The following is a 14,878-nucleotide window of genomic DNA, read 5'->3' on the forward strand; positions in this document are numbered from 1 at the left end:
GCCCTTTTCAATTTTATCACTGACAGAACAAATTAATGCTGTTCTTGCGTCATACGGTTTAATAACGGCGCGGTGAATACCATCACAATAGCAATCGCACCCGTTACCAGACCAATCTTCATAAATACATCGCTGTATACAGCCAGTGATTCAACTTTACTGGTGATTTCGCCTTGAGGTGCAGCCGCCATAGAAGCAACATAACCCGCGATAAATGCCGCAGCAGAGTTAGTTAAGAACCATGCGCCCATGATAAAGCCCATCAGACGTTGTGGAACTAACTGTGCCACCATCGCCAGACCCAGACCTGAAATCATCAGCTCACCGATACTTTGGAAACCGTAGCAGATAACTAACCATTGAACAGAAACAATACCCGCTTCGTTCGCGAATTTTGCTCCTAATGGCAGCACTAAGAACGCCGCAGAACACAGTAACATCCCGATAGCGAATTTATGTGGCATCGGTAAGTTATCACCCATTTTGTTATAGATTGCTGCCAAAATTGGGCTACCAATCATGATCCATAATGGGTTTAAAGCTTGATACTGAGCAGGCTCAATCGCAAAACCGAAAACTTCATGCTCCACGTTATGCAGTGCGAAGAAGTTTAGTGAGGTTGGCATTTGGCTATACAGTACGAAGAAAACAATCGCTTCAAGCATCAAGATCAACGCGACCGCCATACGGCGACGAGCAATACCTTTGAGCGCCATCATCTCTTTGATAAAGATAACTAAAATACCCAGAGAGATCACCGCCAGTGCCGCACGCGCAATGCCTAAGTTGTGCAGTAACCAGTTTGAAATCGCAATCAGTGCAACCACACCGACGATAGTCATCAGTAATTTGTAGATAACAACCGGCGCAAAGTCAGGTTTTGAACCATGATCTGCGACCCATTTTTTGCACATATAGAAGTTAATTAAAGTGATGATCAGACCCACTACACTGAGGGAGAATGCGACATCCCAGCCGTAATGTTTCGCTAACCATGGCGTTGCCAGCATTGAGAAGAATGAACCAATGTTAACGGACATATAGTACATGGTGAATGCACCGTCCAAACGTGGGTCATTTTTGTCATAACAGGTGGATAATAATGATGATGGGTTCGCTTTAAACAGACCGTTACCTACCGCGATGGTAGCCAGGCCGAGGTAAACCATCGACACATCATGCCCAGAGTAGGCAACGAAGGCATAACCGACAATCAGTACCACCGTTCCAAGAACAATCGCGCGCTTAGTCCCTAAAACTTTATCCCCTAACCAACCACCGATGGCAACGAAGCCATAAACCAGTGCAGAGAATGCCGCGAATAACGTAATAGATTCCGCTTCCGACATGCCAAGCACTTGGCTGAGATAGATTGGGAGGATCCCCTGAAGACCGTAGTAACCAAAACGTTCCCAGAGTTCGATAGAAAAGATGAGATAGAATGAACGAGGTTGCTTAAACGCGTTAAGACTGACTTCCTCTTTGTTATTTGTTGTGGACACAAGTTACCTCTAATACAACCTGTACGTATGCAAAAAAACCACGGAGCGCTGTCTGCACCCTCGCATTGTTATGGTCTCAAGAATTCAAGCTTTAGAAGATTCACTTTTGGTAGGAGGAGTATCAATCCCTGACCTCAAAACAAACAAAACTGTGTGTAAATATTGTTTATGAATCGCGAACATAAAATTCAATGAGTTAAAGCATATTTGATTATTTATTCAGCATTATGGCGAATATATGCCAATCCAAACAGAATAATCAATTAAGCAATATATGCTATTTATGCACCAAAACTAAAGAATTAGCTAGTGTTAATTACTATATCTATGGATCGTTATCGTGATTAACTTCAATTTTTTACAAAATCATGAAATTATTATCGCCCATTAAATAATCACTTGTTCACTATATGTTAAGCATATTGTTCTATCTTTAATCATTTTACTCGCAGAGTAACACCCTATACACACCACAAACATACCGCGCAGCACCCTGCGGATATTTCGTCTTGGTGGTAATAAAAACTGAATAGAAAATGAATTTAGATAGGTGATTATTTATTGATGTCACTACTATGTGTTTATTTATCGAACAAAGTAGCGGTGTGAGATAAAAATAAAGCGGTATTTGTAGAAAGAGTCGTATTTTATGCAAAAAAAAGCCCAGCGACTAAAACTGGGCATAATGCATTCTATTAAGGATCGTACTACTAATTCAAACTACACGATATAGATGCATTATTGCATTACTTCATGTAAAGAAATGAATGTTGAGGGTAAATATATGAATGTTTACACAAGCAAACAGTGATATATATGTAATTAAGACCCTTGATAGCCTCAAAAGGTTCATCTTTTTTTTCATTATTTTTAATCTTTTTTATAACATCATGATTTATCATCATTTAATGTGTAAAAATAATTTTAAGAATAGCAAGAATGGCAATTGCGTCGCTGGCTGCAACCCGTTAACCTACCCATTAGGAATAAATGGTTAAAATTCATCCCAAGGAAGCTCAGTGAAACAGTTTACTCTCCCCTTCATCATCCTTTGCACATTATTCATTAATTTGAGTCATGCAAAAACGGCGGCTCCTGTTTCCCCCTCTTCAATCGCGGATGAAAAAACGTTAATTCAATTAGCGGATAGCGGGCAAGCGGAAGCACAGTTCAATTTAGCTATGTTTTATCAATCTCACGGCCAGCTCGATAAAGCGGTGTACTGGTATAAGCTTTCCGCCAGCCAACATTTTACCAAAGCACAAATCAACCTCGCATTGATGTACCAGCAAGGCGCTGGCGTCGGTAAAAACCCCAAAGAGATGTTGCATTGGATGGAAGCAGCAGCCAACGCAGGCGACCCTATCGGCCAAATGAATATGGCGGAATATACTCTAGAAGGCATTCCAAACTTGTTGGAAAAAAATCCACAACAAGCATTAAGTTGGCTAGAAAAAGCCGCAGCACAGCAGTTACCCGCAGCGCAGCTAACTTTAGCTTATTGGTATGAAACAGGTGTCGTCGGAGATAAAGACCCTCAAAAAGCCAATCAAATCTACCTCGCTCTAGCTGAAAAAAATCAGCCACAAGCGCTCTATTTATTAGGTTATCAAGCCGCAACGGGGATGTATGACAAAATCAATTACCCCGCTGCGTTTCAGTATTTTACGCGCTCTGCGGAGTTAGGCTTCTCTCCCGCACAAAATAGCTTAGGTATGCTCTACTTAGCAGGGCAAGGCACCAAACGTGATACCGCTTCCGCCATTAAATGGCTAACCCTCGCAGCTCAGCAAGGGGAAGTTTCCGCTCAGTTTAATTTAGCATTAATTTACGCACGAGGTGATGGCATCACCGCCGACCAAGCGAAAGCCTGCCAGTGGTTTATCAAGGCCGCCAACCAGCGCAGCCGTGATGCTCAGTATGCCAGCGGAGCGTGTTATCAGTATGGAATGGGCGTACCGCAAGATGATGCGAAAGCCTTATATTGGTATCGACTCGCCGCGAAGCAAGGCGACGAACGCGCCCAGAAGAAAGTGATGATTATGGAAAATGATTTACAGAATGCAGGGAAAGGGAAATAGCCCTAAGATTATCTGCATAAAATAACTCAAAGTACCGAGCGCTTAAATTCCCAGTGCCGTAACAATTGCCGCTTCCATTTTTTCAGGGGTTGTGAACGGAGCAAAGCGCTTAATTGGCTTACCATCCCGTCCGATCAAAAATTTAGTGAAATTCCACATAACTCGACCGCCTAGCAGCCCCGGTAACTCGCTTTTTAGATAGCGGAACACGGGGTGAGCCGAGGTTCCATTGACGTCTATTTTCTCGAACATCGGAAAGCTTACACCGTAATTAATGTAGCAAGTTTGCCCGATTGCCTCGACACCACCGGGTTCCTGTTTTCCAAATTGATTACAGGGGAAACCAAGCACCACTAACCCTTCGGCGACATATTTTTTGTAGAGTGCTTCAAGACCTTCATATTGCGGTGTAAAACCACAATGGCTAGCTGTATTCACGGCGAGAACCACCTTACCTGCGTAGTCCGCCATAGAAATGCGCTGGCCGCCAAGGCTTGTTGCTGTTAGTTGATAAAAGGGGAGCATCTTAAAATCCTCAAAGTAGAGCCAGTTGAAATTGACACGAGTTCCTTATTGATTGGACATGGGGTATGGAAACCAGTCATCTAGATAATGGAAAGGCACCGGATATCGGTAGCAACGACAGGCTGTCAGTACCAATGGGGACATCCCTTTAGTAACGGCTGACATTCTTTTAAATGAGTCACTATTACCACACTCTTGAGCTATATGTTCTATAGCTAAATTTCCATTCATTGGAAAATGAGTTGATGCGGAGCCATGCATATCTGAATTGGAGTACATATTTTGTTCGCTATCTTGATTTGGGTACCAATACTGCAACGTACAATGCGTTAGTTTATCTGCAGCAAATTTTTCTAGCTGTTGGCTCACTGAATCTAGTTTATACAAAGAGCAAAATACTACTAGCAGCGGGTATAAAATACTTGCTTCCGTAGCTTTATTCTTATAACTATTGTCGGTCCCATTTTTCTTCTTATGTTCAAGCAAACTTTCGTAAGACTCATGTAAAGTTGGATACATACCATTGCTCTTAAAACAAAATATACACCTGTCGACCATTTCTGATAGCCAGCTTTCCACAAACTCATCCAGTTCTGAATTATTTGAAAGCAACGTTAGAGTCAGGGCAATATCAATTGCTTGCGAGTCTTTGTATGGTGAGAGCAATATTGGATTATTAATAACCAAGAGGTTAATTGACTTTGTTACTTCTCTCAGACGCAGGCTCAATTTTTCCTGTTCTTCGCTATCTCCATTTATTGGTGAATTTTCAATATAATTCTTTGACAGTGAATCTAAAATCCAATGACCTTTGACTGATAAACGCCCTAGTACATCAAAGAGTTTAATGTTTACATCAATAGAACAAGGGGAACGAACCGCATGAGAAAGCGCATACTTGAATTCAACATATGGAATTAAACATCCATCTACATAAAAATCCGTAATTTGTTGATAAGTATCTAAAATATTGTCAAATGATTTTGATAGTTTGTTTTTGCCAGTGTAATTTTCTTTAACCTTATCCCAAGCTAATAGCAATGCGCGCTCTGATGAAAGATACGCTGCCTCTAAATTCTTGCCATCACGACACCATGAAAATAGGATCCACAAGCAAATATTTATTCGAGTTATAGACGATGCAATAGAATCTGCATCTGTGGCATTTGACAGAACTCTATCGATCAATAGATAAAAGTGTTTGCTTGAGCTCTCGGGTTCTTCAAGTAGAGCTAACGATTTTCTTAACAAGGACTGACTCGAACTTGGCAGCAACTCTTCTTTCAACAGGTACTGTTGAATAAACTCTGAAAGTTTATCGCCATTCCATTCTTCAAAAGAAATATTGCCTCGCGTATTCTTTTGCTCGTAGCCAGATACATCCTGCCTAATTCCAGAGCTAACATCGCCACCAAAACATAGACAGATAACGATTTTTTTATCTCTATGTTCTGGTGGTAGGCGGCTAGAAATAAATGAATCTTGAATTTCATCTAACGAAGGTCTAAGAGCTTGATCTGTATTTCCATTCCAAGTTTCTCGAGTAAGGTTTCCAGACTTCACTGAAAATAAATAAACTTTGTCTTCCTTATCATTGACTCGTCCTACAGCAGCTATATCAACACCATACTCTTTAACTCCACGCGTCGGTAAAATAAACACATTTAGCCCCATGCTACTCAACAAGTCTGGCAGCACAGCATCTAATTCTGCTCGTTCTTTTAATGAAGCTAAATATTGTTTAAGAATTAGCTTCATTTTTCATTCTCTCATAGCGGTAAATGCGTAAATCGTAGTCTAGCGACTCAGGATCTAACACGTTCAATCTTGGTATTTCAGTCGAATGAGAAAAAGAGTGCATTTGCGTTTCCTGCCGTACGGACGTTCCATCTACATGATGTACATAATAAATTGAGCTGTTGCCATACAATAATATCTGTTTTGTCGCAATTATCTGAAAGATAGAAGATTCTGATGCTTTCTCGTGGGCTTTCTGCATGTCTTTATCCACGCTTTTCCAATAGGCTCTTATATTTTCGCTGGGAGCAATTAACTCATTCAATTCCGAAACTTTTTCAATATCAATGTGATAGGCATGAAGCTTTTCAAGCAAGTGCTCACATAGTTGTCTTTGAACATCTTTATCAACGCATGACTGGAGGAATTGTCCAAGCTCTCCAGGATAACTTAGCAGCAAAGGGTCATACAAAATTTGTTCAAGGCTGTTAAATGTGGTTACTGAAGCTTTTTCGCAAATGGACAATATGAAACTTGCTGCCGCGACTGGCCTAGTAAATAACCAACCGATCGCCTTGTGACTAACAAATACTTGTTTCTTATCATCACCTAGCAATGCCATATCTGCCTGTAATTCTATGTCCTTACCCGTTACATCATGAAGTAGGTCTGAGATCCCTTGGCAAAGTGATGATTCTCCGGATAAGAACCACTTCGTAATTATATAACTACGTAATTCTTGATATTGATGCTTAGATAACAGCTCATTAGAGAAGTAGTCTAATAATTTGAATTTCACACCTACAGCTAAAATCGATTCCAATAATTCGATAGCAAGAAAACATAAATCCCTTTTAATTAACTTGACTAGTAAATGATCAATATCATCTATAGTAGATTTATTTTCAGGGGAGATATTGACTAACTCATTTACCAGAATACGTAAAATATTCTCTGGAAGATCATCACTTTGAAATGCCAAAATATGCGATAGTACACTGAGAACATCCGGAGACAAGTCCCTAATAAAAGGAGTTAGAAACTCTTCTATTTGCGACCAGTAAGATGGAAACCTTTTTCCAAAATGAAGCATTCCTTTCAGTATCGAGGTATGGCAACCAACGTCGTTCTCTGTCCTGGCATTACTAAAAAGTTGCTCTAAGATGTCACATGCCTGAATTTCACCGACATTAAGTCTCCCTAAAATAAAATAGCCTTGATTTCTGATCGTCGGGTTGCAGCTAGAAATCAAGCTTTTTGTTATCTGAATAGCCTCATCCATACACTTTGATTCATATGCAAGGATTGAACTGGAAAGAAAAGAGGCATATGTGTTAAGTTCATTTTGCATCAGGATAAATTCAACACTATCTTTGGAACGTTGCGATTCCACACTACAGAATTGCTGAAAGGTTTCACAGCCCCTTCCCCTTCCTGTTTGTTGCGCAAGATGAACCAGACAATGTAAGACATCTTCAACTTTTGAATTTAGTAAAGGCAGTACATGTTCAAAAGTATCCAAAATCCCAAAAAAATTCTTTTTACAGGAATTTTTATCAACTCCTTTTACTATTTTGACAAAATCTATCTTCCCTGAATTATGTAGCTCAGATAGCGCTCTTATCAAAACGCTATCTTCAGAACACTCTTCTTGGATGTACAAATCATGAATTTGAGCGAGCAGGCTTTCCGTCGTTTTATTTGCAGCTAATAAGCTAGCTTTTGTTTCTTCTAATAACATTTCCCTGCCCCCAACATAATTCGATAAACTAATAATTGCAATATAAGGATAAATTAGTTAATTGGTAATTTTTTTATGCATAAAGGCATAATAAAAAGTCAACTAATCACCTATTTTAAACCATCTCATACCAATTATGATTTAACTGGAAGCTTGCTCATAAACAAACCATCAATGCATTTAACACGTAATATGTCCCTCCCGCACTCAAAGCCGAAAACAGAACTCCCTCTCCTCAAACATCAGCGGCTCACCATCTGCAAGTAATTGGCGAATACTAGGACCTAGTAAATCTTGCTCACCATCCAACGGTGTCGGTAAGGTTCCTTGAAAACGCAATTTATTGGCACTGACTTTCTCCAATATTTGACGGTCTTGACGGAGGATCACGCGAAATAACTTGCTTAATACATAACGTTTGATGACTGCCGGAAGCTTGCCGCGTCGAGTGGCAATCCGTGCAAACAGGCGTAACTGCTCATTTCCACAAGGGACTAGCCAAGCGCTAACCAGCAGATTGAGCTCGTCACGGCGGTCGCGGTACTCAATTTCCGCCAAACACGGCAGACGAAAGCGCCCCATACTGATTCCACGCTCACGCTCAAACAATCGTGAAATAAATCCTGACTGTTTGCCCTCTTCGCTATACACGGCTTCGACGCCATCTGCCAGTGAGTGAACTCGGGCGCTAATTTGTTGCCGTTGCCGGTCATGACGGATCCAGCCAGAGTGAACAAAATGGGTGTGAAAACCATCAAGAAAATTCTCTGCCGCATCTTGCAGCGAGCACTGCACGTCATCCGTGATCCAAAATGTATCGACTATCTGTGAGCTCTCAGAAGGTGCAACTGGGGGGAACAACGGGCGCTCTGTGCTTAGGTTAACCCAAACTAGCCCATGAGCTTCGCAACAAGGAAAACTATCGAGCAGCGGCTTACTTCCCGCCGCAAGGTCGGTACCGGGCACTCGGGTACATCGCCCGTCGGCGGAAAACCGCCAGCCATGATAAGGACATTCAATCTGCCCATCACACACTTTTCCCGCGCTCAATGGCGCAAAACGGTGCGGACAACGGTCTGGCAGCGCAGCAGCTTGCCCGTCACTGTCGCGAAACAGCACCAGCGGAATATCATGCAACTGGCACGCCACGGGTTGGTTTCGCAATTTGTCACTAATAGCCACAGGCCACCATTGATGTTCAAACGGCTTCACAGTTTTAGCTTCCTCATCATCGGCACACCAATACCATGTAACAGAAAACTCAGCACCTTCCAGACAAGGCGTCGTCCCCAAGATAAATGGGCGATGTAGACCAAGCTGTATTCGATCTGCGGTTTACCGCCTCGTAAGCGTTTGAATTCAGCCGCGCCAGAGCTAAAATTCAGCACCTGACGACGCTCAGCCGCTTCTTGCAAGCATAGGCGAGTTAATTGCCGATACAGTCCAGTCCGTTGAGGCAATGCGGTATCGTAACCAACTATAGGTGCACTGATCATAGTAGAAGACGTGAACCAGCCTAACGCGCCATCAATACGTCCATCCACCGTGCGCAAAGCGCGGATTTCTAGCCAACTCTCACGCTGTCCCTGCTGCAACCATTGCGCACTATAATGGGGGTTCAGCATGCAATATTTATCCAAATAAAGCAGGTTATAAAGATGCTCTATTCTTTTGAAATCCTCATCATTTAATTCGCTACCGGATACGACAGTGTACGGGCTTCGCCGTAATAAAGTGGCATCCAGCCGAGTATTGTGGTGTTTGAGAAACGGCGCTTGCTCCCCTGCTCGACCATCAAACAAATAGACTTGCCGGCTAGGAATACTCAGGTATCCGTGACTTTGCAAGCATTGGCGCAACTCTCGGTTACTGAAATCATTGAGCGAACGAAAACCAATTCCATGCTCAGGAAAGTTTTGCTTCAGCAATGTCGTGATAGCTGGCAATTCAGTGACATCCCAATCATTAGGATAAAGATTGGTCGATAGCAGCCAGTTGTTTACCTGCACCAATTTGTTGATCTTTCCCGCATTCAGTAGACACTCAACGGCTTGAGTCAGTAACTTCAACGGCCAAGTCAGATAGGGCCGACCGAGGCGCTTGATTTCTTCACGGGCGTAACCACTGTAGGCTGTTTGAGGAGACACCACATAGCAGTTGTCGTCGGGTTCGTTGCCGTCCGTGATACTGACCGGAAATTGCTGCGTTCCCGTATCGAGCAACGCCATTTTCGTGCTCACATTGCCTATCAAAGACTCACTGGCACAAGCGCGCACATAACGCCGAGCCAAGCTGTCATTCGGGCTGGAGCTCTCACTAACAATTTGATCTTCGCACAATAATTTCATGGGGCACGCTCGTCTAGCGGCTGGCCGTTCCATTCGATATCTGCCGTGGACGCCGTTAACAACCCGCAACGTCGAGATACCGCCCGAGCAACGATTTCCGTTAGGCTTCCGACTTGTGCGATCAACGGCCACCAGTCACCTTTTTGCACGATAACATCGCGGGCGGCAGCATAATCACGCCAGAACGTCGGGCTCAAGGCGCGTCGTGGTGCGGCAAATAACAACATCGCCAGTGCGATCATTCGAGGTTCTAATGTCGGTTCAAGAATCTGTTCTGATGGATGACTCAAGCTATTTACTAATAACTGTCGCTGATTATCAAACAGATGCACACCGCTGGTCGCCCTCGGGTTGCACTCTAATACATGGAACTGACCGTTTTTGTCTTGAATAAAATCGAACCCTACTTGCCCGTTATACCCCGTCTCGCGCCCAAAATGTTCAAGAAATTGGCGTACGGGTTCCGGTGTACTGGGTTGGAAATAGATCCCTGATCCCCGACCGACTCGATAACGTGGCTGATAACAGCTGTGAGCACGTAGATCACCATCAACCAAGACACTAAAACTGCAAAACTCCTGCCCCTCGATAAATCGCTGTGCTACCCAAGGCTCGGTCTGAGTGGGGTGCACGTTGTTTAGCTTTTGGGCTGACGGGCGGATCATGGTTTGTGAGGCAAATCGCGAATATGCGGGTTTGAATACCCAGCTTGCAGCATCATCCATAAATGCAAGTAATGCTTGGCTATCGGTCAGTAGATGGGTTTCAGGGGCAGCAACAGGCCAGCCATTCGTCATGGCTGCAAAATTCCCTTTATGATGCAGACGATGCAACAATGAAAATTCACTGGTTAACACCCGACACAACGGCTGCAACCGTTCAAGGCCATAAGACAAGTAAAACACTTCTTCGCAAGTGGGTAGCAGCAGGTCGATATGTTGATTTTCAATCGCTGTCGCAAGGGCTTCAATCCAAGCAGTCGGATCCTGTCGAGGTTCAGGTAAGCGGACATAATTTTGCACAGAGCAACTAAAGCGGCTCAGCGGCTGACTGAGCGAATCACCGACGCTGACAGTCCATCCTGCCTCATTAAACGCTCGCGCCCATTCAAGACAGGCCGGCGCTCGAGCGCCAAGGATCAGTACGTTCATAACAACCTTTTGGGGAAATTGGCGCAAACATCTTCACGCAGACTTCAATCGTCTACCTACAGCAACTAATGACTACCCCGATATATCCTTTGTGGGCGCCCGACTTTACCGTACTCAATTTCCGCTTCAATTTTACGTTGGGCTAAACAATACTCTAAATAACGGCGGGCGGTGGTGCGACTTAATTTTATGGTTTCTGCAATTGTCTCTGCCGTATATTCCGCATCGGGTACCGCAAATAACGCGAGCACTTTATCAAGCGTAATCGCATCAATCCCCGTCGGTAACTCTTCTTTACTCTCACCGCGGGCATAGGTATTAAACATGTCATCAATCTGGCTTTGATTGGTTTTATTGGCGCCCTGCAAAACCGCTTTACGCTGAATATAGCGATCTAACGTTTGCCCTAAACGCTCATAGGCTATCGGCTTAACCAAATAATCAAACACACCGAGGCGAATCGCCTCAGAGACTGTCTCCATATCACTGGCGGCGGTGGTGAACACAATATCTGCACTATTGCGTTCCTGAAGCAGTTCATGAACTAAATCAATCCCTTTCCCGTCAGGTAAATAGTTATCCAACAAAATCAAGTCAGGCTTCATGTACTCAATCATTTTTCTTGCTTCTGCAAGATTGCCCGCAAGCCAGACTTTGTCACAAGCAGGATAAGCTTTAATGTACTCCGCGTGCATCTCCGCAAGGAGCAGTTCATCTTCGACAATGAGGATTTTTATCTTAGCCATTTTGCGTCTTCACTTTCGGTATAAAAATAGAGAATACAGTACCATACGGTTGATTATCTTCAATGATCACCGCCCCATTACATCGATTAACATAGGAAGCCACCAAAAATAGTCCTATCCCATGCCCATCGACAGCATCCGTTTTTGTTGTTGTTCCGCGTTCAAACCATTTATCTTGCAGCTCAAGAGGAAAACCACATCCTTGATCAGCAACTTCAATCACAATCTCATCATTTTCATCTGAGATATACAATTCTACCTGTTTATTACCCGCTGCGTTTTTTAAGCTGGCCTCGAAGGCATTATCTAATAAATTTCCTAATACAGCACAGAGTTCCGTGCTATTTAATGAATTAGGTAATTCACGGAGTTGGCAACCCGGCACAAAAATAAGCTGCAACCCCAGTTCTCGCGCACGGTGATATTTACCAAATAACAACCCAGCCACTTGTTTATCTGCAAATTGTTCGCGCAGGGAATCTATTAATTGTTGCCGAGATTCCGACTCCCCCTTAATTAACGCTAAGGCTTGGTCATACTCTTTCATTTGCAGCAAACCACTTAACGTGGAGATCCAATTTAAATGTTCGTGGCGCAATGTACGCAAATTATCCACATATTGGCGAACTTGAGAAAGCTGAGCATTTAAGGATTCAATATCATTTTGGCTACGGAAGCTGATCACCGCGCCCGCCAGCAACTCACCATCCATAATAGCAACTCGGCTAGCTATCACATTCAACCCATTGAATTCGCAAACTATGTCATGATGGTTTTTCGCGATTTCTTTCGTGAAAAAGCCTGCGGGAGAAACATAATCAGAAATCGGTTTACCGATTAACTGTTTTGCCGACTCACTCAGCGCTAACATTTTTCTGGCATTATGGTTGATATTGATAATTTTCCCATAACGGTCAACGGCAATAATGCCTTCAAACACCGCATCAAAAATCCCCTTTTGCACCAACACTAATTGGGTTATTTCTTCGGGTTCCATGCCGAGCATTTGCCGTTGAATTAATCGGGCGAATGCCCAAGAGAGAAATAGCAAAATCACCAACACCCCTAAAAATGTTGCTGACGTTTGCACAAATACCTCAGCTAATGAGGTATCTATTTTAGTGGTGAGATAACCGATGGAAACAACGCCAATAACTTTGCCGTTCTCATCAAAGATAGGTGTTTTTGCACGTACTGCATTCCCCATGGAGCCTTCGCCTTTAATAAAATAGCTTTCACCATTTTCTAGCGCCCCCGGTTTATTCCATTGCATTGGGTAGCCAATCTTTTCGCTATTCGGATGATATAAACGAACAGAATGTTCATCGCCAATAACGACATAGTCATAACTGGAATCTTGATTGAGCTTATCGGCAATAATTTTTAGCTTAGGAATATCTTTATCTTTTACAGTACTGACGATGCCATCCAATGAAGCGATCATTTTGGCTTGGCTCATGGCAAGTACGCGAATGTTCGCCATCATGCGGTTTTCTGTGGTATCCGTAAAATATTTGCCTAATCCAAACGTCAATAGCACTGATGCCAGTAACAATAGAAGAAAGACTCTTCCAGAGAATGAAAAAATATTCCCTTTTTTAAATGGGATCTGTGAAAACTCTGTTTTCATCTCGTCTCTCTATAACTCGCTAAAAAGTAAAATTATTGTTACACGCAAAAATACCAATAATGAAGATAAAAGATAACTTAGTCCGCTTAGTAATGCACATAATATTAATTAAACACATTAAAACCACTGAGTAAAGTTCATAACTCGTAATTAAAAACATTAAAACCATTAAACAAATACAAACTCATTTTAGAAATATGAAATAGGTCAAATATATTATATGCAGTGTATTTAATATGAATATTGAAAAGGATAATTAAATAAAAATTGAGAACTTAGGTAATTAACGGCAAGCCAAAAATATTTATTTAATTAACTTTAACATTAGCAACATTTTTAATACATCTCTAAATGAGATGCAGGATACCATTATGTTCGACAACATAACGTTTAACCAAGTAAAACGTCATGAGAACAGAAAACTCAATGATATCACTCAGTTTTTAAAAGAGAATGATTTAGACATTGATGCCAGCGTTGACGTCTTTATTACGATCACACGTAACGAAAAGTTAATTGCCTGTGGTGGTCTCGCGAAGAATGTCATTAAATGCGTTGCTATTAGCGATGAAGTTCGTGGTGAAGGTTTAGCCTTAAAATTAGCGACTGAATTGGTGAACCTCGCTTATGAAAATAATACCACGCACCTATTTATCTATACCAAATACCAAAATGAAGAGCTATTTCATCAGTGCGGATTTCATACTATCGCCACTGTACCCAATGTGATGGTTTTAATGGAAAATAGCTGCTGCTATTTAAATCGCTATATTAAAAGTTTAAAAGCTCAATATAAAGCGGGGAAAAAAATTGGTGCTATCGTGATGAATGCCAACCCATTCACATTAGGGCATCGTTACTTAATTGAGCAAGCTTCAAAAAACTGTGATTGGCTACATTTATTTGTCGTCAAAGAAGATACCTCCCGTTTTCCGTATAAAGTTCGCCTGAAATTAATTGAAGAAGGCACAAAAGGAATTAATAACCTCACTATTCATAAAGGTTCGGAATACATTATTTCACGGGCTACATTCCCTTGTTATTTTATTAAAGACATTACTGTAGCCAACAACTGTTATACAGAAATCGATATTAAGATTTTTCGCCAATATATTGCTCCGGCGCTGGGAATTACCCATCGTTTCGTCGGCTCAGAGCCATTTTGCCAAGTCACTAACCAATATAACCAAGACATGCGCTACTGGCTGGAAACCGATGAAATGCCATTCCCACCCATTGAACTGGTCGAATTCCCGCGGACAGTGATCGACGGCACGGCGGTTTCCGCCTCGCAAGTTCGAAAACTGCTCGCTAAAAAAGATCTTGCGGCGATCAAGCCGATTGTGCCCCCTGCTACGTATCACTATTTACAAGAGATGCTAGCAGCGCAGACTCCGTCGCCTACTCCCGCACTACA

General features: G+C 42.4%; 8 protein-coding genes and 3 pseudogenes. 2 read left to right on the forward strand and 9 right to left on the reverse strand.

The window, feature by feature from the left end; translation table 11 throughout:
* Window positions 1-32: 32 nt before the first annotated feature.
* Window positions 33-1,502 (reverse strand): dipeptide/tripeptide permease DtpA, encoded by a 1,470-nt coding sequence (dtpA, locus tag GKR74_RS14555; RefSeq protein ID WP_336431338.1) that lies wholly within the window; start codon window positions 1,500-1,502, stop codon window positions 33-35.
* A 1,019-nt stretch (window positions 1,503-2,521) separates the two neighbouring features.
* On the opposite strand from dtpA, the gene GKR74_RS14560 reads away from it, so the two are divergent.
* Window positions 2,522-3,583, forward strand: coding sequence for a tetratricopeptide repeat protein (locus tag GKR74_RS14560; RefSeq protein ID WP_336431339.1), 1,062 nt, complete (start codon window positions 2,522-2,524; stop codon window positions 3,581-3,583).
* Between the two features lie 42 nt (window positions 3,584-3,625).
* Here GKR74_RS14560 and GKR74_RS14565 read toward each other — a convergent pair whose 3' ends face one another.
* The 8 genes and pseudogenes from GKR74_RS14565 to dpiB form a co-directional block, all read right to left on the reverse strand.
* A complete protein-coding gene (locus GKR74_RS14565) occupies window positions 3,626-4,108 on the reverse strand; it encodes a glutathione peroxidase (RefSeq protein ID WP_154604116.1) in 483 nt (160 codons plus the stop codon).
* A gap of 45 nt (window positions 4,109-4,153) precedes the next feature.
* A complete protein-coding gene (locus tag GKR74_RS14570) occupies window positions 4,154-5,866 on the reverse strand; it encodes a hypothetical protein (protein ID WP_154604117.1) in 1,713 nt (570 codons plus the stop codon).
* Window positions 5,850-7,586, reverse strand: a complete 1,737-nt coding sequence (locus tag GKR74_RS14575; protein WP_154604118.1) for a hypothetical protein — start codon at window positions 7,584-7,586, stop codon at window positions 5,850-5,852. The genes GKR74_RS14570 and GKR74_RS14575 overlap by 17 nt, the downstream gene beginning before the upstream one ends.
* A gap of 180 nt (window positions 7,587-7,766) precedes the next feature.
* Window positions 7,767-8,798 (reverse strand): annotated as a pseudogene (locus GKR74_RS14580) (Rieske 2Fe-2S domain-containing protein).
* A complete protein-coding gene (locus GKR74_RS18115; RefSeq protein ID WP_336431340.1) occupies window positions 8,795-9,826 on the reverse strand; it encodes a GNAT family N-acetyltransferase in 1,032 nt (343 codons plus the stop codon). The pseudogene GKR74_RS14580 and the gene GKR74_RS18115 overlap by 4 nt, the downstream one beginning before the upstream one ends.
* Before the next feature lie 5 nt (window positions 9,827-9,831).
* Window positions 9,832-11,085, reverse strand: a pseudogene (locus GKR74_RS14590) (ATP-grasp domain-containing protein).
* A gap of 65 nt (window positions 11,086-11,150) precedes the next feature.
* Window positions 11,151-11,831 carry a two-component response regulator DpiA gene (dpiA, locus tag GKR74_RS14595; protein ID WP_154604121.1) on the reverse strand — a complete coding sequence of 227 codons (681 nt, stop codon included), beginning with the start codon at window positions 11,829-11,831 and terminating at the stop codon, window positions 11,151-11,153.
* Window positions 11,824-13,461 carry a sensor histidine kinase DpiB gene (gene dpiB, locus GKR74_RS14600; RefSeq protein WP_154604122.1) on the reverse strand — a complete coding sequence of 546 codons (1,638 nt, stop codon included), beginning with the start codon at window positions 13,459-13,461 and terminating at the stop codon, window positions 11,824-11,826. The genes dpiA and dpiB overlap by 8 nt, the downstream gene beginning before the upstream one ends.
* A 371-nt stretch (window positions 13,462-13,832) precedes the next feature.
* Here dpiB and citC point away from each other — a divergent pair.
* Window positions 13,833-14,876: pseudogene (citC, locus tag GKR74_RS14605) on the forward strand ([citrate (pro-3S)-lyase] ligase); the annotation flags it as partial.
* Window positions 14,877-14,878: the final 2 nt, after the last annotated feature.

Source organism: Providencia sp. wls1914 (genome assembly GCF_009706645.1).
GTDB classification, from domain to species: domain Bacteria; phylum Pseudomonadota; class Gammaproteobacteria; order Enterobacterales; family Enterobacteriaceae; genus Providencia; species Providencia zhijiangensis.

Coding starts and splice junctions, on each gene's coding strand:
- GKR74_RS14565 (WP_154604116.1), bottom strand. CDS start 4,108: ATGCTCCCCTTTTATCAACTAACAGCAACAAGCCTTGGCGGCCAGCGC.
- GKR74_RS14570 (WP_154604117.1), bottom strand. CDS start 5,866: ATGAAGCTAATTCTTAAACAATATTTAGCTTCATTAAAAGAACGAGCA.
- GKR74_RS14575 (WP_154604118.1), bottom strand. CDS start 7,586: ATGTTATTAGAAGAAACAAAAGCTAGCTTATTAGCTGCAAATAAAACG.
- dpiA (WP_154604121.1), bottom strand. CDS start 11,831: ATGGCTAAGATAAAAATCCTCATTGTCGAAGATGAACTGCTCCTTGCG.
- dpiB (WP_154604122.1), bottom strand. CDS start 13,461: ATGAAAACAGAGTTTTCACAGATCCCATTTAAAAAAGGGAATATTTTT.